Origin of the sequence: Helicobacter pylori (assembly GCF_016755635.1) — a bacterium.
Taxonomy (GTDB): domain Bacteria; phylum Campylobacterota; class Campylobacteria; order Campylobacterales; family Helicobacteraceae; genus Helicobacter; species Helicobacter pylori_CQ.
The window spans coordinates 497,924-519,167 of the sequence record NZ_CP051500.1 but is presented as its reverse complement, the minus strand read 5'-3'; the positions used below and the strand labels follow the sequence as shown (position 1 = coordinate 519,167).

The following is a 21,244-nucleotide window of genomic DNA, read 5'->3' as shown; positions in this document are numbered from 1 at the left end:
GGGCATGCCAAATAGGGGCGTTGTTTTATTAGATGGGCAAGCGTTAGCTTATGATATAGAAAAAGATTTGAAAAATAAAATCCAAACAATAACCGCGCAAACGCATAAAAGCCCCAAACTGGCCGTGATTTTAGTGGGAAAAGACCCTGCGAGTATCACTTATGTCAATATGAAGATCAAAGCATGCCAAAGGGTGGGCATGGATTTTGACTTAAAAACCCTCCAAGAAAATATTACTGAAGCCAAATTGCTGTCCTTGATTAAAGATTACAATACCGATCAAAACATTTCAGGCGTTTTAGTCCAGCTCCCTTTGCCCAGACACATTGATACTAAAATGATTTTAGAAGCCATTGACCCAAACAAAGATGTGGATGGTTTCCACCCCCTTAATATCGGCAAGCTCTGCACTCAAAAAGAATCGTTTCTGCCAGCCACCCCTATGGGCGTGATGCGTCTTTTAAAGCATTATCATATTGAAATCAAGGGCAAGGATGTGGCGATTATTGGAGCGAGCAATATCATTGGAAAGCCTTTGAGCATGCTCATGTTAAACGCTGGGGCTAGCGTGAGCGTGTGCCATATTTTGACTAAAGACATTAGTTTTTACACCCAAAACGCTGATATTGTCTGCGTGGGCGTGGGTAAGCCTGATTTGATTAAAGCGAGCATGTTAAAAAAAGGGGCTGTAGTGGTGGATATTGGGATCAATCATTTGAATGATGGGCGTATCGTGGGCGATGTGGATTTCACCAACGCACAAAAAGTTGCCGGTTTTATCACCCCTGTGCCTAAAGGCGTGGGACCTATGACGATCGTTTCGCTTTTAGAAAACACTCTAATCGCTTTTGAAAAACAACAAAGGAAGGGATTTTAATGAAATTTTTACGCTCTGTTTATGCATTTTGCTCCAGTTGGGTAGGGACGATTGTTATTGTGCTGTTGGTTATCTTTTTTGTCGCGCAAGCTTTCATCATTCCCTCTCGCTCTATGGTAGGCACGCTCTATGAGGGCGACATGCTCTTTGTCAAAAAGTTTTCTTACGGCATACCCATTCCTAAAATCCCATGGATTGAGCTTCCTGTTATGCCTGATTTTAAAAATAACGGGCATTTTATAGAGGGGGATCGCCCTAAGCGTGGCGAAGTGGTGGTGTTTATCCCTCCCCATGAAAAAAAATCTTACTATGTCAAAAGGAATTTTGCCATTGGGGGCGATGAGGTGCTATTCACTAATGAGGGGTTTTATTTGCACCCTTTTGAGAGCGACACGGACAAAAATTACATCGCTAAACATTACCCTAACGCCATGACAAAAGAATTTATGGGTAAAATTTTTGTTTTAAACCCTTATAAAAGTAAGCATCCGGGTATCCATTACCAAAAAGACAATGAAACCTTCCACTTAATGGAGCAGTTAGCCACTCAAGGCGCAGAAGCTAATATCAGCATGCAACTCATTCAAATGGAGGGCGAAAAGGTGTTTTATAAAAAAATCAATGACGATGAATTTTTCATGATCGGCGATAACAGAGACAATTCTAGCGACTCGCGCTTTTGGGGGAGTGTGGCTTATAAAAACATCGTGGGTTCGCCATGGATTGTTTATTTCAGTTTGAGTTTAAAAAATAGCCTGGAAATGGACGCAGAAAATAACCCCAAAAAACGCTATCTGGTGCGTTGGGAACGCATGTTTAAAAGCGTTGAAGGCTTAGAAAAAATCATTAAAAAAGAAAAAGTAACGCATTAAGGTTTTTTGTGCAATTTTTTGATTTCTCTTTAGAAAGTTTTATTACCACCTTAATGAAAATCCTAGCCCTTTTAATCGCTATCATAGGGCATGAGATCATGCATGGCTTGAGCGCGTTTTTATTTGGGGATAGGAGTGCCAAAGACGCTAGGCGTTTGAGTTTAAACCCTATCAGGCATTTAGACATGATGGGCTCGGTGCTTTTACCGGCTTTATTACTCATTTTTCAAGCCCCCTTTTTGTTTGGGTGGGCCAAACCCGTGCCGGTGGATATGCGCTATATTGTCTCTCAAAAAGGCTCTCTAGCATGCGTAGTGGTGAGTTTAGCCGGGGTGGCTTATAATTTCACCCTAGCCGTTCTGCTCGCTTTCATCACGCATTGGAGCTTCCAAAAACTAGGGATCAACGCTTTAAGCATCAATGAATTGAATCTTTATCAGCTCGCTTTAGTAACCTTTCTCATTCAAGGCATTCTTTATAATCTTGTCTTAGGCGTTTTCAATAGCCTCCCTATCCCGCCTTTAGACGGCTCCAAAGCGTTAGGCTTTTTAGCGTTGCATTTTAAAAGCGCGTTTCTATTGGAATGGTTTTCTAAAATGGAACGCTACGGCATGTTGGTAGTGTTTGTCTTTTTGTTTATCCCCCCTTTATCGGAGTTTTTTATCCATGCACCCACAAGATTTTTATTTTCCTTACTCCTTTCTTAATCTTTTATCAAGGAGGGCTGATGAATAAGCCTTTGAATATTGCTCAAGTTTTTATAGGCAGCGATCATGCAGGGTTGCATCTTGCAGAGTTTGTTAAACATTTTTTAGAAGACAAGCGTTTTAAGATCCAAGCTTTTTTACCCACTATGAGGGTGGATTACCCTGATTACGCCAAATTAGTGTGCCAAAAGGTTTTAGAAAATGCACAAAGCTATGGCATTTTAGTGTGCGCCACAGGGATAGGCATGAGCATGGGCGCTAATCGCTTTAAGGGTATTAGGGCCGCTTTGTGCCTTGATGCTTACATGGCCAAAATGACTCGCTTGCACAATAACGCTAATGTCTTGTGCTTGGGTGAAAAGATTAGCGGTATTGGCGTAACAGAAAGCATTTTAGAAGCGTTTTTCTCTACAGAATTTGAACAAGGCCGCCATGTGTTGCGCATCCAAAAGCTAGATGAATCGCTGAAATCATCAACCTAATGTAGTATAATTGCATCGTTTCGCTAAAAGGATATTTTAATAGAATGTTTACCCAATGGTTTATTCTCACTATCGCTATTGTTTTTATCCTTTATATGGGTGTGCGTACTTTCTTTTTTAAAACCGTGGCTAAACGGCAAGAACGCACCAACGCGTCCATGAAACTCACCTTACAGGAAGCTGAAATTTTGATCCAAAAACACCAGTTGCAACTCCAAAGAGCTTTGGGTAATATTGATATTCTTACCCAAGAAATGAGCTCGTTAAAAACAGAACTAAAAGCCCTTAAACAGCGCAACTCTGAATACAAAGGCGAATCGGATAAATATAAAAATCGTATTAAAGAATTGGAGCAAAAAATAGAAGCTCTCCTTTAAAAACGCTATAATAAATCAAAATTCTACAACCAATCAGTTATATTAAAGGATATTAAAATGAATGAAACGCTCAAAGAAGAACTTTTACAAAGCATCAGAGAAGTGAAAGATTACCCTAAAAAAGGGATTTTATTCAAAGACATTACCACGCTACTCAACTACCCTAAACTCTTTAACAAACTCATTGACGTGCTCAAAAAACGCTATCTCGCTCTCAATATAGACTTTATCGTGGGCATTGAAGCGAGAGGGTTTATTTTAGGCTCTGCTCTCGCTTATGCGCTTGGGGTGGGTTTTGTGCCTGTGAGGAAAAAGGGCAAACTCCCCGCGCACACCCTGTCTCAAAGCTACAGCCTAGAATACGGGAGAGACAGCATAGAAATCCACTCCGACGCTTTTAGGGGGGTTAAGGGGGTAAGGGTGGTGTTAATTGATGATTTATTAGCCACTGGAGGCACAGCTTTAGCGAGCCTTGAGCTTATCAAAGCCCTACAAGCCGAATGCATAGAAGCATGCTTTTTGATAGGGTTAAAAGAATTACCGGGTATCCAACTTTTAGAAGAGCGAGTGAAAACCTTTTGTTTGTTAGAATGCTAGAATAAGGGTGAATTTTGGAAGAATACATCATTAACTTATGGAATCAGCATGCAGCGACTTGGGGGTATCTCATTTTATTTGGGTGGAGCATTTTAGAAGGCGAAATTGGGTTAATTTTAGCAGGGATTGCCAGCTATACCGGTCATATGCATTTAGGGTTAGCCATTTTAGTCGCAGGGATTGGGGGTTTTGTGGGGGATCAGATCTATTTTTACATCGGCCGCACCAATAAAGCTTACATCCAAAAAAAACTAGAAAAACAACGCCGAAAACTAGCCCTAGCCCATTTATTGTTGCAAAAACACGGCTGGTTTATCATTTTTATCCAACGCTACATGTATGGCATGCGCACCATCATTCCCATTAGCATAGGCCTCACGCGCTATAGCGCTTTAAAATTCGCTATCATCAATCTCATTAGTGCGATGGTGTGGGCGAGCATTACCATTATTCTAGCGTGGTATTTAGGAGAAGAATTATTGCATGCGTTAGAGTGGCTTAAAAAACACCCTTATGCGCTAATATTACTATTAGTATCTTTCTTGGCGTTAGTGCTATGGTATTTCCAATACTATAGTAAGAAAAACCGCTAGAGTGCAATACAATTCTTGAAAGAAAGATATGAAATTAAAAAAGGAGACTTTATGTTAAAAATCAAATTAGAAAAAACCACTTTTGAAAACGCAAAAGCTGAATGCAGTTTAGTTTTTATTGTCAATAAGGATTTTGATCACGCTTGGGTCAAAAATAAAGAATTGCTAGAAACCTTTAAATACGAAGGCGAAGGCGTGTTTTTAGACCAAGAAAATAAAATCTTGTACGCGGGCGTTAAAGAAGACGATGTGCATTTATTAAGAGAGAGTGCATGTTTAGCCGTTCGTGCCCTTAAAAAACTCGCTTTTAAAAGCGTTAAAGTGGGGGTTTATACTTGCCATTCTAAAGATAACGCGCTTTTAGAAAACTTGAAAGCGTTGTTTTTGGGCTTGAAATTAGGCTTGTATGAATACGACACTTTTAAATCCAACAAAAAAGAAAGCGTTTTAAAAGAAGCAATTGTCGCTTTGGAATTGCACAAGCCTTGCGAAAAAACTTGCGCAAATTCTTTAGAAAAGAGCGCGAAAGAAGCTTTAAAATACGCTGAAATCATGACAGAAAGCTTGAATATCGTTAGGGATCTAGTCAATACCCCCCCTATGATTGCCACCCCGGTTTATATGGCTGAAGTGGCGCAAAAAGTGGCTAAAGAAAACCATTTAGAAATCCATGTTCATGATGAAAAATTTTTAGAAGAAAAGAAAATGAACGCCTTTTTAGCGGTCAATAAAGCCTCTCTTGGCGTCAATCCTCCCCGCTTGATTCATTTAGTCTATAAGCCTAAAAAAGCGAAGAAAAAAATCGCTTTAGTGGGTAAGGGCTTGACTTATGATTGCGGGGGTTTGAGCTTGAAACCAGCCGACCACATGGTTACCATGAAAGCGGATAAAGGCGGTGGCTCTGCGGTGATTGGGCTTTTAAACGCATTAGCCAAATTGGGCGTGGAAGCTGAAGTGCATGGCATTATTGGGGCTACAGAAAACATGATAGGCCCGGCCGCTTATAAACCAGATGATATTTTGATCTCCAAAGAAGGCAAGAGCATAGAGGTGCGCAATACCGACGCTGAGGGGCGTTTGGTTTTAGCGGATTGTTTGAGCTACGCTCAAGATTTAAGCCCTGATGTGATCGTGGATTTTGCGACCCTTACCGGGGCATGCGTTGTGGGCTTAGGCGAATTCACTTCAGCGATCATGGGGCATAATGAAGAGTTAAAAAACCTCTTTGAAACTTCAGGGTTAGAATCCGGCGAATTATTAGCCAAACTCCCCTTTAACCGCCATTTAAAGAAATTGATCGAATCTAAAATCGCTGATGTGTGCAATATTTCTTCTTCACGCTATGGCGGTGCGATCACAGCGGGCTTGTTTTTAAATGAGTTTATTAGAGATGAGTTTAAGGATAAGTGGCTGCACATTGACATTGCAGGCCCTGCTTATGTGGAAAAAGAATGGGATGTGAATAGCTTTGGAGCGAGTGGGGCTGGGGTTAGAGCATGCACAGCTTTTGTGGAAGAATTTTTGAAAAAGGCTTGAAATGGGCTTGTCTGTAGGCATTGTGGGTTTGCCTAATGTGGGCAAATCCAGCACCTTTAACGCGCTCACTAAAACCCAAAACGCAGAGAGTGCGAACTACCCTTTTTGCACCATTGAACCCAATAAAGCCATCGTGAATGTGCCTGATAGGCGGCTTGATGCGTTGGCTCAAATAATAAAGCCTGAACGCATTTTGCATTCTGTGGTGGAATTTGTGGATATTGCCGGATTGATTAAGGGAGCGAGCAAGGGGGAGGGTTTAGGCAATCAATTTTTAGCCAATATCAAGGAATGCGAAGTGATCTTGCAAGTGGTACGCTGTTTTGAAGATGACAATATCACGCATGTGAACGATAAAATTGACCCCCTAAATGATATAGAGATCATTGAATTGGAGTTGATTTTAGCGGATATTGCCACTCTAGACAAAAGGATCGATCGCTTGCAAAAAGCCCTAAAAAGCTCAAAAGACGCTAAAAATCTTTTAGAATGCGCTTTGAGTTTAAAAACGCATTTAGAAGAATTAAAGCCAGCAAAAACTTTTCCCTTGAATGCAAGCGAGGCTTTTTTAGAATTGGACAAGGAATTGCGCTTTTTATCTCATAAAAAAATGATCTATGTCGCTAATGTGGGCGAAGAAGATTTAAATATTCTCAATGAGCATGCCAAAAAAGTCAGAAACCATGCGAAAGAGCAAAATAGCGAGTTTGTCGCCTTGTGTGCTAAATTGGAAGAAGAAATGGTTTCTATGAGTGGAGATGAAGTCAAAGAATTTTTGCAAAGCTTGGGCGTAGAAGAAAGCGGGCTAGAAAAGACCATTCGTTTGAGTTTTAAGGAATTAGGCTTGATCAATTATTTTACCACTGGAGTCAAGGAAGTGCGATCATGGACGATTAAAAAAGGCTCTAGTGCGCCTGTGGCTGCTGGGGTGATCCATAAGGATTTTGAAAAAGGCTTTATCAGAGCTGAAACCATCAGTTATGATGATTTTATCGCTTATAAGGGCGAAGCCGGAGCGAAAGAAAAGGGAGCGTTACGCATTGAAGGTAAGGACTATATCGTTCAAGATGGCGATGTGTTGCATTTTCGCTTCAATGTTTAGTGTCTTTTCAAACAAGCGTTACTATTTTTTCATAAGAATTGACACCCAACAAGAAACTTTTTAAAAAAATCTATATAGAGTTAAGCGATATTTGCGGGTTGCAATGCAGTTTTTGCCCTAACCCTAAAAATATCAGAGGCGTGATGCCTTTAGAATTATTTGAAAAAGTTTGCAAAGAAGCGGCCCCCTTAACCCAAATGATCACCTTGCATGTCTTAGGCGATCCTTGCAAGCTCAAAAATTTAAACCGCTATTTAAGCACCGCTAAACGCTTTTCTTTGAAAGTGGATTTGGTTACTAGTGGGGTGTATTTGCACGATTTTGAGACGCTTTTACAAGATGCAATCTATCAAATCTCTATTTCTTTAGACGCAGGGCTAGACCATCACAACAAACTCAACCAGCACCGCTATATCCAAAAAATTTTAGAATTTTGCCGCTACAAATGTGAAAAAAATAGCGAAGTGTTTTTGAATTTACGCATTCAAGATGGAACCCTTGAAAAACACCAAAATTTGATCAAGCCTTTTTTAGAAAGCTTTGAATGTATTTCTTTAGAGACTCTAATATCGCAAGGCCGCGCTCGTTTGTTTAAAAAAAGTTTTTTGAATATCCAAAAGACCTTTAAATGGCCGAATTTGAACGCCCAAAATCCTTTAAACCAAGAATCAAAAATCCCCTATTGCTACGGGCTTATTAAACAAGTCGCTATTTTATCCAATGGCGTTGTCGTGCCGTGCTGCATGGACACGCAAGCTCATATCAACCTTGGCGATTTAAACCATATGCCCCTAAAAGATATTTTAAACAGCCAAAAAGCTATGGCCATCAAAACCCATTTTTTAAAGGGCGAAGCGTTAGAACTTTTATGCAAAAACTGCTCCTACCCTCTCATTCGTTATAAAAAATAAAATTTGCATCTATCTATAAGATATGGGTTTGAATTTGCGTTCGCATTGAATGAGGTGTTTGAAAATTCTTCATAAGAATGGTTATTTCTTACTCTTATATATCATTTTTAAAAATTTCGTTGTGAGCCATGGGCTTATGTCATTCGCATGCTTTTTGATCGTTTTGGATAAAGTAATTCTCATACAACCGCAGTAACGCAATAAAAAACGCCGTGATAGTAGGCCCTACGATAATCCCCCAAAAACCAAATTGTGAAATCCCAGCAATCATGGAAAAGAAAATCAGCATTTCATTGATTTTAAGGGTGGTTTTAAAGATTCTTTTTTTGATGAAGACGATTAAAATTGGCTTGATCACGCTATCAATCAGCACGCTAATCAATAAAATGGAATACAAAGCGATAAATATCGCCTCATTCACATTCCCATGATAAAGCTCATAAATTGCTATGGGGATCCAAATCAAAGCCCCCCCAACAGCCGGCACCAAAGACGCCAAGCCGTATAAAATCCCTAAAGACCAGCCGTCATGCCCAAACCATACGATCATCACCCCAAACGCCACGCCCTCTAAAATAACCGTGATGAGGGAAGTTAAAAGCACGATGCGTAAAATCCCAGCCACTTCTTCAAAAATCTTTTTGCTTTGATTGATTCCAAGAGGCAAGACCCCCAAAAAATAACGATAAAATCTCTCCCCGTAATAAAAAAAGAAAAACAACAGCCCCAAGATAAACAAGGCGTCTGTAATGAGTTTCAAGCTGTATCTTCCCACATAGCTGCTTATTTTCAACAAATAACCCGTGATGGAAGCGGCACTAAAATTTTCTAAAAACTTGCTCGCTCCATCACGAATGGCAGGAAAATGCGATAAATTTTCAGTGATTGTCCCTTTAAGCCATTTGATTAGGGCTGAAAATTTTTCAAAATTGATTTCAAAAATGATATTAGAACTTTTATAAACAATAAAATACAACGGCACGATCAAAACGCTCGCTAAAACCAAAACGCATAAAAACGAACTGACAACATTGAAAAAACGCTTATCTAAAAAAACTTTCACTTGAAAAAACCCCACGCACAAAAGCCCAGCAATCAGCGCATCCATTAAAAAATCTTGATACAAATAGATCATCCAATAAAAACCAATCAAAAAAAGAATCCAAAAGAAATACTGAGCTTTCATGAAATTATCCCCATTAAACTGAACCAAAAATTATTAAATGTTAGCTAAAAAACGCTCTTTTAAGGATAAAAAACCTCTTTTAACTTATAATTAAAATCAAAAAGGCTTATACAGATGGTATTTTACAAATATTCAGGGAGCGGGAATGATTTTTTAATCGTTCAAAGTTTCAAAAAAAAAGATTTTTCCAATTTAGCCAAACAGGTGTGCCATAGGCATGAAGGTTTTGGGGCTGATGGGCTTGTGGTCGTCTTACCGAGTAAAGATTATGACTACGAATGGGATTTTTACAATTCAGACGGCTCTAAAGCTGGCATGTGCGGGAATGCGAGCCGTTGCGTGGGGTTATTTGCCTACCAACATGCTATAGCCTCTAAAAACCATGTTTTTTTAGCCGGAAAAAGAGAGATTTCTATTTGCATAGAAGAACCCAATATCATAGAGAGCAATCTCGGTAACTACAAAATCCTAGACACCATACCCGCCTTAAGATGCAAAAAATTTTTTACTAATAACAGCGTTTTAGAAAATATCCCTACTTTCTACCTCATAGATACAGGAGTGCCGCATTTAGTGGGATTTGTGAAAAATAAAAGGTTATTAAATTCCCTTAACACGCTGGAATTAAGGGCTTTAAGGCATGCGTTTAACGCTAATATTAACATCGCTTTTATAGAAAATGAAGAGACGATTTTTTTACAAACTTATGAAAGGGGGGTTGAAGATTTCACGCTAGCTTGCGGGACAGGCATGGCAGCGGTTTTTATCGCCGCGCACCTTTTTCATAACACGCCTAAAAAAGCCACTCTCATCCCTAAAAGCAACGAATCTTTAGAGCTTTCTTTAAAAAATGATGGGATTTTTTATAAGGGCGCGGTGCGTTATATCGGCATGAGCGTTTTGGGCATGAGGGTTTTTGAAAATGGGTGTTTTTGATCGTTATTTCTTGTAATGGTAATTAAAATGATTTTATCGTAATTAAACATAATGCGCTATCATTTGTGAGTTGTTTTTAGCAATATAAAAAATATCCTAAAGGAATAAAACCATGCAAGCGTTAAAATCATTGCTTGAAGTGATTACAAAACTCCAGAATCTAGGCGGCTATTTGATGCATATAGCTATTTTCATCATTTTTATTTGGATTGGAGGGCTTAAGTTTGTGCCGTATGAAGCCGAAGGGATCGCTCCTTTTGTGGCTAATTCCCCTTTCTTTTCTTTCATGTATAAATTTGAAAAGCCCGCATACAAACAACACAAAATGTCTGAATCCCAATCCATGCAAGAAGAAATGCAAGATGACCCTAAAATCGTTGAAAACAAAGAATGGCATAAAGAAAACCGCACTTATTTAGTGGCTGAAGCTTTAGGGATCACGATTATGATCCTAGGTATTTTGGTGCTTTTAGGGCTTTGGATGCCTTTAATAGGCGTGATTGGGGGCTTGCTTGTCGCTGGAATGACGATCACGACTCTATCCTTTTTATTCACAACGCCAGAAGTGTTTGTCAATCAGCATTTCCCATGGCTTTCTGGGGCTGGAAGGTTAGTGGTTAAAGACTTGGCGTTATTTGCTGGAGGCTTGTTTGTGGCCGGATTTGATGCGAAACGCTATTTGGAGGGTAAAGGGTTTTGCTTGATGGATCGCTCATCGGCAGGGATTAAAACTAAATGCTCTAGTGGGTGTTGCTCTTAAAGAGCGAATACCTTAAAGTAGGCTTAAAGCCTACTAGAAGAATCATAATTGATAGAAGGATCTTGGTTAGTGCCTTTTTTATAAATGATTGTTTTTAAAATGTGGCGTTTGACAAAGGAATTAACGCTTTCTACTTCTCCATCCGCTAGTCGTCTTAAAACATCATGCTCATCTTTAGAGAGATAAAAAGTAACTGAAAAATTGCGTTTCAACTCATCTACAGCGACACGCTTGCGACCGGGTTTTATATTTTTATTTCCTAATTCCATTAAAATTTCCTTTTTTAGTTAGTGTGTAGTAATATCATGACGGCTATTCTAACATGAAATAAACGCCATTTTATATTAAATCTAAAGAAAAATATTTTTAGATGTGCTAGAATACCCATTTGTTACAAGATAAGCTTTTTTATCAAAAATAATGATGACATAGGGGCAACAAGTGGCAATAAACACCTTTTTAAAACATTCTTTTCTGGTCTGTTTGTTGGCGGTTAATTCTTACGCTTTTGATTGGAATATTTTTAAATACAATCTGGGTTTCAATATGTTCATCATGGACCATGAAGGCTCAACGCCTTATTGGGTCAATACTAACACCAATCTTAAAACCCGTCTAACTCCAAATTTTGGGATCCAATTTTATACAAGAGGTGTGGAGCAAAGCTTGACTGTGGGGGCGTATTTCTTTCAAAACTTCCATAACTACAGCACTAATTTTCCCTACCGTTGGGGGCCTACTATGTATTATAAGGCTAGAGGGAAGCGTTTTACTTTTTATGGTGGCATCTTTCCTAGAAAAAACCTCTTAGGGAGGTATGGTTTGAATATTTTTGCCCCTTATTATTGGTTTATAGATCCCAACGCTAGAGGGTTTTTATTGCAATTTCAAAACCATTATTCGCCTTCAAAACCCTATTATGGGCATGCGGAATTCATGCTAGATTGGTTTGGAGGCAATTGTTACAACACTTGTAAGTTTGGGAGAAACCCTTATGGGAACGCAATGGATAGGTTTCAAATGAACGGCTCCGTCGCTTATAATTTCTTTAAGGATTTATTGGGTATTGGAGGGTATTTTGTCTTGTTCCATAACGAAGACAAATACCTTTTAAATGGGGCTGATGGCATGAAATTTAATGAAAAAAAGGCGATTGATAGCAATAATATTTATCTTATGGATCGCCTCTACTTTAACGCTTACATAGGGACAAGCCTTTTAGACATCGCTCCCTTTATGGAAAAGCTCAACGCTAGTTTTGGCATGGTTTCTGAATTAAGCCGATTAAGGCAAATCCACAAAAATGTGCCTTTTATGAACAGCGTGGGCGGGCAATTTGATGTGGAGATCCAATACAAAGGCTTTGGCATCCACAATTTATTTTTCTTCGCCAAGACCCCAGAAATGCCTTTTTATAACCAATACCAATATGTTGAAATGTATTGCACGCCTTCTTACTGCCCCACGCCTATTTATCGTGGCGTGCCATTCTTTCAAGCCAACATGTATAACCGTTTTGATTTTTATTACAATTGGAAAAACGACTTCGCATCGGTCCGCATCAATTTCGTGCTTAATGCGATGCGTGGGGGCTTTGATAGGAGCTTACCTTGGTCAGAATCTTACCAAGTGTATATGACGGTTGCCTTTGATCCTTATAACCTTATTAACAAAATTGCTAGAAAAAAGTGAAAATTCTTGACAACCAGTTAATTCGTCTTATATAATGCTGTTTCATTTGTAGCCATTGTTAAGCAATGATTTTAAGCTATGGAAAAGAGGTGATAGCAGTATGCCAGGGATTAAGGTTAGAGAAGGCGATGCGTTTGATGAAGCTTACAGGAGATTCAAAAAGCAAACCGATCGCAATTTGGTGGTAACAGAATGCCGTGCTAGAAGGTTCTTTGAGTCTAAGACTGAAAAACGCAAAAAACAAAAAATCAGTGCTAAAAAGAAAGTCTTAAAGCGTCTTTATATGTTAAGGCGTTATGAATCAAGACTATAAGAACTTGAACGAATTTAAAATTTAAGGATTATTGAATAATGCAATTCACAGGGAAAAATGTTCTCATTACCGGGGCTTCTAAAGGCATTGGGGCCGAAATCGCCAAAACTCTCGCTTCTATGGGGCTGAAAGTTTGGATCAATTACCGCAGTAATGCTGAAGTGGCTGACGCTTTGAAAAATGAGCTTGAAGAAAAAGGCTATAAGGCAGCTGTCATTAAATTTGATGCGACTTCTGAAAGCGATTTTGTTGAAGCGATACAAACCATTGTCCAAAGCGATGGGGGTTTGTCTTACTTGGTGAATAACGCCGGTGTGGTGCGCGATAAATTAGCGATCAAAATGAAAACAGAAGATTTTCACCATGTCATAGACAATAATCTCACTTCAGCTTTTATAGGTTGCAGAGAAGCTTTAAAGGTGATGAGTAAGAGTCGTTTTGGGAGCGTGGTTAATGTCGCTTCTATCATTGGTGAAAGAGGCAATATGGGGCAGACAAACTACTCAGCGAGTAAGGGGGGGATGATTGCGATGAGCAAGTCCTTTGCTTATGAGGGAGCTTTGAGGAATATTCGTTTCAACTCTGTAACGCCAGGCTTTATAGAAACCGACATGAACGCCACTTTGAAAGATGAACTCAAAGCGGATTATGTTAAAAACATTCCTTTAAACAGGCTAGGATCTGCTAAGGAAGTGGCAGAAGCGGTAGCGTTTCTTTTGAGCGATCACTCTAGTTACATCACTGGAGAGACTCTCAAAGTCAATGGCGGGCTTTATATGTAATCCTAAACAAAGGGTTCTTTTAGCGATAAAAGTTTGTAAGTAGCAAAAATCATGCTAACATTATGAGGTTATTCTAAAACAAAGAGGTTATTATCAAATGGGGATTATTTACTTAATATTGTTTCTCATTGTAATTTATTTGTTGTATAGGATTTTAGATGTTTTGGAGCAAAAATAAACGCTCCAATGAATGGTTGATTTAATTTTTACAAAACAAGGGAGTTTTAATTATGGCTTTATTTGAAGATATTCAGGCAGTTATTGCTGAGCAGTTGAATGTGGATGTGGCGCAAGTTACGCCAGAGGCGGAATTTGTGAAGGATTTGGGTGCGGACTCTTTAGATGTCGTGGAATTAATCATGGCGTTAGAAGAAAAGTTTGGCATTGAGATTCCTGATGAGCAAGCGGAAAAAATCGTCAATGTGGGCGATGTGGTGAAGTATATTGAGGATAATAAACTAGCTTAATCTTTTTAACTTGGAGCGGTTTGTCTCCAGGTTTTAGTCAAAATTTAGCTTTAGCTAAAATCTAGTTTTATTGAATGAAAGTTTTTGAAATGAGGAGCTATTGGTGCGTCGGATTGTAGTAACTGGAATGGGAATGATCAATTCGCTAGGTTTAAATAAAGAAGATTCTTTTTTAGCGATCGCTAAAGGGGAATGCGGTATCAAAAACATAGAAAGTTTTGATGCGAGCGCGTTTCCTGTGCGTATTGCTGGAGAAATCACTGACTTTGACCCTACAGAGGTGATGAATCCCAAAGATGTTAAAAAGGCGGGTCGTTTCATTCAATTAGCCTTGAAAGCCACAAGAGAGGCGATGAAAGATAGTGGGATTTTAGACGCTCACAATAGATGCCCTGAAGAATTGGCAAACCGCATGGGCGTAAGCTCTGGCTCTGGGATTGGCGGGTTAGGTAATATTGAAGCGAATTCCATTTTTTGTTTTGAAAAAGGCCCTAGAAAAGTCAATCCCTTTTTTATCACTTCTGCGTTAGTGAATATGATTGGTGGTTTCACTTCCATTGAGTTTGGCATTAAAGGGCCTAATCTCTCTAGCGTAACGGCTTGTGCAGCAGGCACTCATGCCATTATTGAAGCGGTTAAAACCATTTTGCTTAATGGGGCTGATAAAATGCTAGTCGTGGGAGCGGAATCCACCATTTGTCCTGTAGGGATTGGAGGGTTTGCGAGCATTAAAGCCCTTTCTACAAGGAATGATGAGCCTAAAAAAGCTTCAAGACCTTTTGATAAGGATCGCAATGGTTTTGTGATGGGCGAAGGCGCTGGGGCTTTGGTGCTTGAAGAATACGAGAGCGCGAAAAAAAGAGGAGCAAAAATTTATGCAGAATTTGCCGGATATGGCGAGAGCGGCGATGCTAACCACATCACAGCCCCAGCCCCTGAGGGTGAAGGGGCTTTTAGAGCCATGAAAATGGCTTTAGAAATGGCGAAAGTGGAAGTAGGCTATGTGAACGCTCATGGGACTAGCACGCATTATAACGATTGGTATGAAAGCATCGCTCTAAAAAATGTGTTTGGCTCTAAAGACAAAGTCCCTCCCGTCAGCTCCACTAAAGGGCAGATTGGGCATTGCTTGGGCGCTGCGGGTGCGTTAGAAGCCGTTATTTCTATCATGGCTATGAATCAAGGGATCTTACCTCCTACCATCAATCAAGAAACGCCTGACCCAGAATGCGATCTAGATTATATCCCTAATACGGCTAGAGAAAAACAAGTGGATGCGGTGATGAGTAACTCATTTGGTTTTGGTGGCACTAATGGTGTTGTGATTTTCAAAAAAGCCTAGTTTTACAAAGTTAGGATTTTGAATGGCCATTTATTTAGATTTTGAAAATCATATTAAAGAGATTCAAAATGAAATTGAATTAGCCCTTATTAGAGGCGATGAGGACGCTAAAGAAATCTTAGAAAAAAGATTGGATAAGGAAGTTAAAAGCATTTACTCCAATCTCACTGATTTTCAAAAACTCCAGTTAGCAAGACACCCTGACAGACCCTACGCTATGGATTACATTGATCTCATCTTAAAAGATAAGTATGAAGTCTTTGGGGATAGGCACTATAACGATGATAAAGCGATTGTGTGTTTTATAGGGAAAATTGATAATGTTCCGGTTGTGGTGATCGGAGAAGAAAAAGGCAGAGGGACTAAAAACAAGCTCTTAAGAAATTTTGGCATGCCTAACCCTTGTGGTTATCGTAAGGCTTTGAAAATGGCGAAATTTGCTGAAAAATTTAATTTGCCTATTTTAATGCTTGTAGATACAGCCGGGGCGTATCCGGGAATTGGCGCAGAGGAAAGAGGCCAGAGTGAAGCGATCGCTAAAAACCTCCAAGAGTTCGCTTCCTTAAAAGTCCCTACTATTTCTGTAATTATCGGTGAAGGGGGCAGTGGTGGTGCGTTAGCGATTGCAGTGGCTGACAAATTGGCTATGATGGAATATTCCATTTTTAGCGTTATATCCCCAGAAGGTTGTGCGGCGATTCTTTGGGATGACCCTAGCAAGACTGAAGTGGCCATTAAAGCGATGAAAATCACGCCTAGAGACTTAAAGGAGGCGGGGCTTATTGATGATATTATTTTAGAGCCTAGCAAAGGGGCTCATAGAGACAAATTTTCAGCCGCTAACACGATCAAAGAGTATTTTTTAGACGCTCTAAGGGCTATCCAACAAGACCCTCATTTCCTTGAAAACCGCTATCAAAAATTAATGTCGCTTGGTTCGTTTGTGGAGGGAATGAATTAGATCTATAAAAAACTTTGTGTGTTTAAACTTTATTTTAAACTTATTCTCTTAAAGAAATAAGGGGTGTTTTGAAATAATTCCCCAACTAAAATCCCCCTAAGACCCTAAAACCGCTTTAAAAAATACCGCTTGAATAAAATCAAACCCTCTACTATCCAATCTTAAAAAATGCAATATTTTTTTATAACCAACGCTCAATAAAAACAAAGCCAAATTTTTCACTGCTTGCTATTATTTTAGAAAAAAGCGAATATTTTACATAGTTTGTAAAATAATATAAAAAACATCATTGTGTTACCAATCTGCTATTCTCTCCTTTTGTTTGAATATAAAAAGACAATCATCATGCTCGGCGTGTTGAATGAAAGCATTCTTATTTTACAATACAAAAGTTAGGTCTAATGGTATTTTAAAAAAGAAAGAAATCCTATGGTTACACATGAAAAAATCAAAAGCCGCTTTTCTAGGAATTGGTCTTTAAGGAATAGGGGTAGGCATTTTGCATCTGCAAGCGTGTATTTTTTCTCACTTTTTGTCATTACAGCGGTTAATTACAGCGGTTAATAGAAGTAGTGCAGTTGATTGGTTATTGATGCCTGAACATTTGATTGGGTGGTTTTTGATTTCTTTTAGTGGGGAATTTGTAGCAGACATGGCGTTTGGCAAAAAAGGTAAAATCCTTAAAACCCGCTTTGGAATTTCTATTGTGAGCGGCGTTTCACTATTGCTTGGCGCTTTACCAGCGCATTTGTTTTTTGTATGGTTTGGTTTTATTAATTGGTGGGCTGTCCTTTTTATAGAAGCGGGAGCTGGGCTATTGGTGGGCTGTGTGATACAAAAGATTTTTTTTGGTAAATATTGGGTGGATCGCTATTATTAAGGCTCTCTTTTTTTCAAGCCTGAAAGCGTATTTTATTATATTCCAATCAATTGGATAAGGGTTACCCCTACTTAAGGCATCGCATCAAAAACCACGCTGATCCCATTTTTTAAAATGATAGGGTTTTTCGCGTCAGTGATATGGATAAAACGCACGCCATTGAGCAAGTTAAGAGCGATTTCTTGCTGTCTGTTTTCTTTAGCAATGATTTGAATGATCTTTAAGTTTTCATCATAAAAGATCACTTTGGGTTGCCATAAAGGGTTATTAGAGCTTATTTTTAAATACGCATTCTGATTCACGCTCAACCAATACTTCCCGCTCGCTTCCTTAAATTCCACAGGATCGCTACTCAAAGCTAAGACTCTCGCATTAGGAAGCTTGATTTTTTGTAAGACAAAGTCGTATTCCCACTCTTTTAAAGACACCCGTCTAATATCTGTAAAATCAAAACCATGCCTTTTCATCGTTTCTATCAAAATGTTAGGGTCTAAAACATATTCCGTTTTAAGCTCGTATGAAAAAACATTCTCGCCCAAAGAGCTTTGCATTTTAATGGGTAAAACATACGAATACCCCATCATACTCAAAGAATTATTGATGCTTTTGGCAAACGCTAGGGGATTGCTTGAAGCCTTGAAAGTGATTCTTAACATGCTTGGCTTGTCAAAATTAAAAGACAAAAGCCCGTTTTCTTTGAGAGTGTTGAGCAGTTTTAAAGAATCCAAACGCCCCATTGCATAGAAATCCTTACGATTTTTAAACAAACGCTCCAAAAAATGCTTATTCACCTGATAAGCGCGTTCCCCCATTAAATTCTCAATCTTATCGTTTAAAGCATCAGCGCTTAATAGCGTTCCCCCAACAATAAAAGCTAAAAAAAGGTTTTTCATCGCTGGAGTGCTTTGTATTGGGCCTCGTTGATGAGCGTTAAGCCTTTAGCCGGCTCGTATAAAAACCGCCTAGTTTTGTTGTCGTTATAATTTTGTTCTTGATGGTTGTTTTTAAGGCTAAGATGCCCATGCCCAAAACGCAACAACAAGCGGTGGTTTTTGGTTTCTAAAGAATAATTTTTTTTAAAAACCTTTTGAAAGGAATTTTTTTTCTCATCTAAATCAATCACTTCCACCCAAATATCTCGTTTAGGGATAATATAAATGGTGTTAGGATCTTCTTTGATCGCTTCTTTTTCTTGCTTGTCTTGTTCTGTTTGTTTTTCTTGTTTTTCTTCTGGATTAGGCGTTGTCTCTGGCTTGTTTTCTTCTGCAAGATTAGCGTCATTGAAAGAACTCTTTTTAGTGCCGGATTTAATAGCGCTTTCTTGCTCTCTTTCTTCTTTTAAAGAAGAGCTGTTTTGAATGATAACGACCGCTAAAACAATGACAACCACCCCTAAAACCAAAACAAAGGGTTTCCATTTGGAAGATTTTTTGGACAATGAAGTATTGGCCTGATTGATGCTATAATCTATCTCAACTTTCAAAGGGTTTTTTGTTTTTTCTTCGGGGTCTGTTTCTTGATTTTGCTCTTCGCTCACACCCTCTTTAAAAGTGCACACCTTATCAAATTCTTTCATCCATGCGCTCAAATCAATTTTATACTCACGCTCTAAAATCTGTATAAAACCCCTAGCATGCACCCTTGATAAAGACTCATAGCGCTTTTCCAAGATAGAATGGATATTTTTAGAAGCGATTTTAGTCGCTTTGCAAATTTCTGCCACTCCAACTTCTCTTAAAATCTGCAAATTTTTATCTAAATTTTTAAGCGATAATTCTTCTAAAGCCGCACCAGAAATATCTTTAGAAATGTTTTGAACATCAGAAAGATCTAAATTTTCTAAACTTTTTTTATTCTGTTCCATTCAATTGACCACCTAGTTGATTTTATCCATTAAGATCCCTGCTGCCACGCTCACATTGAGCGAATCAAAATTTCTTCGCATCTTTACACTCAATATAGTATCCATTTTAGCAAGGATTTTTTTAGACAACCCCTCATGCTCGCTCCCTAAAAAAAGAGCGCATTTTTTTAAGGATAGATTTTCTGCTTGGCTAGAGCCTTGCATGCTCGTGCCCAAACATAAAAACCCGCTCGTTTTCAATTCATTGATTAAATCCAGCGTGTTAGGCATAACGCTAAAAGGCAAATCATACATAAGCCCCAAGCTGGATCGCACAATCCCCTCATAAGCCAATTCTTTAGCAAAATCTAAAATAACGCCATCCATTCCTAAGCAATACGCGCTCCTAAAAATACCCCCAATATTTCCCACATCCGTAATCCCGCAAAGCACCAAAAGTTTTTGAGCTTTCTTAATCTCTTTTAAAGAAACCGCTAAAGGCAGTTCTACTTTAGCTAAAACCCCTTGATGATTCCCCCCTTTAGCCAAGCTTTGTGCTTTTTTATTATCTACTTTAATGATATTAGGGCATGCTTTTTTGAGCGCGAAAAAAAACTTTTTGTCTATTTCTTTAGAAAGATAGATTTCTTGCAATTTTTCTTTGTGAGAGTTTAGAATATGCATAATCACCTGCTTGCCATAAATTACTGCTTGCATGCTAAACCCCTTTTATTGATCTTTTTCTTCTAACAAACGCTGGAAATAAAGCTCTTTAGCGTTTTTTTGCGTCATAGCGGCTTCAATTTTAGCCTTAATTTTAGGAGGTAAATCCAACTCCAATAACGCCGATAGCCCCATGCAAGGCTCTATTTTCTTTTCATTCAAAAGCACTAAAACCCACTCCCCTTGGATATTATTTTGTTGCAACCGCTCTATGATTTGAGAAATTTCTCCTAAATAATACTGCTGGTGGAGTTTGGTAAGCTCTTTAGCCGCAAACAAATGCATGCCTTGAGCCAAATCGTTTAAATCCTTTAAAGTCTCCAACAATCGGTGCGGGCTTTCATAAAAAACCACCGGGGTTTTTTCTTCCAAATACGCTAAAGCGTTTAAAATTTTAGCGATTTTTAAGCGCCTTTCCTTGCTTTTATGGGGTAAAAAGCCAGCATAAAAAAACCGCCCTTCTAAAAACCCGCTCGCGCAAAACGCCGTAGTGAGCGCGTTAGCCCCGGGCAAAACATCGTATTGGAGGTTGTGTTTTAAAGCGTAAGCGGCTAAACTCATGCCTGGATCGCTCAAACTTGGCATGCCCGCATCGCTCATCACAGCGATTTCTTTGTCAAAAAAAGAAAGCTCTATTTGGTTTAAAAATTCCTGATCGTTGTGTGAATGGAAAGCGATAAACTCCCTTTTTTTAGTAGCGATATTAGGGAAAGAATGGCTAATAATAGGGTTTTGTGCGAGCAAGTGCAACAACCTCTTACTCACCCTTGTATCCTCGCATAAAAAAACCTCGCAACGCTCTAAAACTTCTAGTGTGCGTAGCGTAATGTCAGCGAGATTACCTATAGGAGTGGGCAAAAAATACAGCACAAAAAGCCACGCTTTTTAAAAGAGTTACTTCAAGTTGTAGCGTTGCTTGAATTTCTCTACTCTCCCTGCAGTGTCAGCGATCTTATCGCTACCGGTATAGAAAGGGTGGCAAAAGCTAGAAATATCAATACGCATTTCAGGTTTGGTGCTTAAAACTTCAATTTCTTTCCCGCTCGTTACGCAAGTAACTTTGCATGGGATATATTCGGGGTGAATGCCTTTTTTCATCAAGTATCCTTTATTTTTAAATTTAAACTTAAAATTATAGCATAAGTAACAACAAATTAAAACCACTCTAAAGTTAAAATAAAATTTGACTTTGTTAAAAAAATTATGATAGCATAGCAAAGCATTACGAAATTCAACACTTGTGGCATGGGCCACTTATTAGCATCTTTTGGTTACACTAATTTTTTAAGAATGCTTTAGCTTTTT

The 21,244-nt window shown here is 38.9% G+C and carries 27 protein-coding genes; 20 read left to right on the top strand and 7 right to left on the bottom strand.

Annotated elements, in window-relative coordinates; translation table 11 throughout:
- The first annotated feature begins 4 nt into the window (after positions 1-4).
- From folD to HG567_RS02440, 10 genes are read left to right on the top strand one after another with little or no spacing between them, the layout of a single operon-like run.
- Positions 5-877, top strand: a complete 873-nt coding sequence (gene folD / locus HG567_RS02485; protein ID WP_202140043.1) for a bifunctional methylenetetrahydrofolate dehydrogenase/methenyltetrahydrofolate cyclohydrolase FolD — start codon at positions 5-7, stop codon at positions 875-877.
- Positions 877-1,749: a signal peptidase I gene (gene lepB / locus HG567_RS02480; RefSeq protein WP_202140042.1), complete on the top strand. Its 873-nt coding sequence runs from the start codon at positions 877-879 to the stop codon at positions 1,747-1,749. Before folD ends, lepB begins: the two co-directional genes overlap by 1 nt.
- An 8-nt stretch (positions 1,750-1,757) precedes the next feature.
- Entirely contained in the window at positions 1,758-2,456 is a 699-nt protein-coding gene (locus tag HG567_RS02475) for a site-2 protease family protein (RefSeq protein ID WP_108242843.1), read from the top strand.
- 20 nt (positions 2,457-2,476) lie between these two features.
- The gene (rpiB, locus tag HG567_RS02470; RefSeq protein ID WP_108310905.1) at positions 2,477-2,938 is read left to right on the top strand and encodes a ribose 5-phosphate isomerase B; all 462 of its coding nucleotides are present in this window, start codon (positions 2,477-2,479) and stop codon (positions 2,936-2,938) included.
- A 44-nt stretch (positions 2,939-2,982) separates the two neighbouring features.
- Positions 2,983-3,315 carry a hypothetical protein gene (locus HG567_RS02465; protein ID WP_000495094.1) on the top strand — a complete coding sequence of 111 codons (333 nt, stop codon included), beginning with the start codon at positions 2,983-2,985 and terminating at the stop codon, positions 3,313-3,315.
- 57 nt (positions 3,316-3,372) lie between these two features.
- Positions 3,373-3,912: an adenine phosphoribosyltransferase gene (apt, locus tag HG567_RS02460; protein ID WP_202140041.1), complete on the top strand. Its 540-nt coding sequence runs from the start codon at positions 3,373-3,375 to the stop codon at positions 3,910-3,912.
- Positions 3,913-3,926: 14 nt separating this feature from the next.
- On the top strand, positions 3,927-4,505 hold the full coding sequence (locus HG567_RS02455) for a DedA family protein (RefSeq protein ID WP_033589401.1): 579 nt from the start codon (positions 3,927-3,929) through the stop codon (positions 4,503-4,505).
- Between the two features lie 51 nt (positions 4,506-4,556).
- Entirely contained in the window at positions 4,557-6,041 is a 1,485-nt protein-coding gene (locus HG567_RS02450; protein ID WP_202140040.1) for a leucyl aminopeptidase, read from the top strand.
- A 1-nt stretch (position 6,042) separates the two neighbouring features.
- The gene (ychF, locus tag HG567_RS02445; RefSeq protein ID WP_202140039.1) at positions 6,043-7,143 is read left to right on the top strand and encodes a redox-regulated ATPase YchF; all 1,101 of its coding nucleotides are present in this window, start codon (positions 6,043-6,045) and stop codon (positions 7,141-7,143) included.
- Positions 7,144-7,181: 38 nt separating this feature from the next.
- Positions 7,182-8,054, top strand: coding sequence for a radical SAM/SPASM domain-containing protein (locus tag HG567_RS02440; RefSeq protein ID WP_202140038.1), 873 nt, complete (start codon positions 7,182-7,184; stop codon positions 8,052-8,054).
- Positions 8,055-8,193: 139 nt separating this feature from the next.
- Here the strand turns inward: HG567_RS02440 and HG567_RS02435 are convergent, their stop codons facing one another.
- Positions 8,194-9,240 carry an AI-2E family transporter gene (locus HG567_RS02435; RefSeq protein ID WP_202140037.1) on the bottom strand — a complete coding sequence of 349 codons (1,047 nt, stop codon included), beginning with the start codon at positions 9,238-9,240 and terminating at the stop codon, positions 8,194-8,196.
- A 114-nt stretch (positions 9,241-9,354) separates the two neighbouring features.
- Here HG567_RS02435 and dapF point away from each other — a divergent pair, with 114 nt between their 5' ends.
- Positions 9,355-10,176, top strand: a complete 822-nt coding sequence (dapF, locus tag HG567_RS02430; RefSeq protein WP_202140036.1) for a diaminopimelate epimerase — start codon at positions 9,355-9,357, stop codon at positions 10,174-10,176.
- A gap of 112 nt (positions 10,177-10,288) precedes the next feature.
- On the top strand, positions 10,289-10,936 hold the full coding sequence (locus HG567_RS02425; protein ID WP_202140035.1) for a YkgB family protein: 648 nt from the start codon (positions 10,289-10,291) through the stop codon (positions 10,934-10,936).
- Positions 10,937-10,959: 23 nt separating this feature from the next.
- Here HG567_RS02425 and HG567_RS02420 read toward each other — a convergent pair whose 3' ends face one another.
- Complete coding sequence (locus HG567_RS02420) at positions 10,960-11,205, bottom strand: ribbon-helix-helix domain-containing protein (protein ID WP_202163928.1); 246 nt, start codon at positions 11,203-11,205, stop codon at positions 10,960-10,962.
- 172 nt (positions 11,206-11,377) lie between these two features.
- On the opposite strand from HG567_RS02420, the gene HG567_RS02415 reads away from it, so the two are divergent.
- The 8 genes from HG567_RS02415 (at position 11,378) to HG567_RS07935 (ending at position 17,373) form a co-directional block, all read left to right on the top strand.
- Positions 11,378-12,628 (top strand): hypothetical protein, encoded by a 1,251-nt coding sequence (locus tag HG567_RS02415; protein WP_202140034.1) that lies wholly within the window; start codon positions 11,378-11,380, stop codon positions 12,626-12,628.
- A gap of 100 nt (positions 12,629-12,728) precedes the next feature.
- A complete protein-coding gene (rpsU, locus tag HG567_RS02410) occupies positions 12,729-12,941 on the top strand; it encodes a 30S ribosomal protein S21 (protein WP_001117778.1) in 213 nt (70 codons plus the stop codon).
- A 38-nt stretch (positions 12,942-12,979) separates the two neighbouring features.
- On the top strand, positions 12,980-13,723 hold the full coding sequence (gene fabG, locus HG567_RS02405; RefSeq protein ID WP_001160859.1) for a 3-oxoacyl-ACP reductase FabG: 744 nt from the start codon (positions 12,980-12,982) through the stop codon (positions 13,721-13,723).
- A gap of 230 nt (positions 13,724-13,953) precedes the next feature.
- A complete protein-coding gene (gene acpP / locus HG567_RS02400) occupies positions 13,954-14,190 on the top strand; it encodes an acyl carrier protein (RefSeq protein ID WP_001163106.1) in 237 nt (78 codons plus the stop codon).
- A gap of 103 nt (positions 14,191-14,293) precedes the next feature.
- Positions 14,294-15,532, top strand: coding sequence for a beta-ketoacyl-ACP synthase II (locus HG567_RS02395; protein ID WP_128078496.1), 1,239 nt, complete (start codon positions 14,294-14,296; stop codon positions 15,530-15,532).
- A gap of 22 nt (positions 15,533-15,554) precedes the next feature.
- Positions 15,555-16,493 (top strand): acetyl-CoA carboxylase carboxyl transferase subunit alpha, encoded by a 939-nt coding sequence (gene accA, locus HG567_RS02390; RefSeq protein ID WP_165526481.1) that lies wholly within the window; start codon positions 15,555-15,557, stop codon positions 16,491-16,493.
- A 429-nt stretch (positions 16,494-16,922) separates the two neighbouring features.
- On the top strand, positions 16,923-17,057 hold the full coding sequence (locus HG567_RS07940; RefSeq protein WP_338153991.1) for a hypothetical protein: 135 nt from the start codon (positions 16,923-16,925) through the stop codon (positions 17,055-17,057).
- Between the two features lie 28 nt (positions 17,058-17,085).
- On the top strand, positions 17,086-17,373 hold the full coding sequence (locus HG567_RS07935) for a hypothetical protein (RefSeq protein WP_338153990.1): 288 nt from the start codon (positions 17,086-17,088) through the stop codon (positions 17,371-17,373).
- A 71-nt stretch (positions 17,374-17,444) separates the two neighbouring features.
- Here the strand turns inward: HG567_RS07935 and HG567_RS02380 are convergent, their stop codons facing one another.
- Genes HG567_RS02380 through rpmE form a run of 5 tightly spaced genes read right to left on the bottom strand, consistent with a single transcriptional unit; the run spans position 17,445 to position 21,037 of the window.
- Positions 17,445-18,266, bottom strand: coding sequence for a hypothetical protein (locus tag HG567_RS02380; protein ID WP_202163927.1), 822 nt, complete (start codon positions 18,264-18,266; stop codon positions 17,445-17,447).
- The gene (locus HG567_RS02375; protein WP_202163926.1) at positions 18,263-19,237 is read right to left on the bottom strand and encodes a sialidase; all 975 of its coding nucleotides are present in this window, start codon (positions 19,235-19,237) and stop codon (positions 18,263-18,265) included. Before HG567_RS02375 ends, HG567_RS02380 begins: the two co-directional genes overlap by 4 nt.
- Positions 19,238-19,249: 12 nt before the next feature.
- Positions 19,250-19,933, bottom strand: a complete 684-nt coding sequence (rlmB, locus tag HG567_RS02370) for a 23S rRNA (guanosine(2251)-2'-O)-methyltransferase RlmB (protein WP_202140031.1) — start codon at positions 19,931-19,933, stop codon at positions 19,250-19,252.
- Between the two features lie 12 nt (positions 19,934-19,945).
- Positions 19,946-20,809 carry a 16S rRNA (cytidine(1402)-2'-O)-methyltransferase gene (gene rsmI / locus HG567_RS02365; RefSeq protein ID WP_202140030.1) on the bottom strand — a complete coding sequence of 288 codons (864 nt, stop codon included), beginning with the start codon at positions 20,807-20,809 and terminating at the stop codon, positions 19,946-19,948.
- Positions 20,810-20,833: 24 nt separating this feature from the next.
- Complete coding sequence (rpmE, locus tag HG567_RS02360) at positions 20,834-21,037, bottom strand: 50S ribosomal protein L31 (RefSeq protein ID WP_000715278.1); 204 nt, start codon at positions 21,035-21,037, stop codon at positions 20,834-20,836.
- Positions 21,038-21,244: the final 207 nt, after the last annotated feature.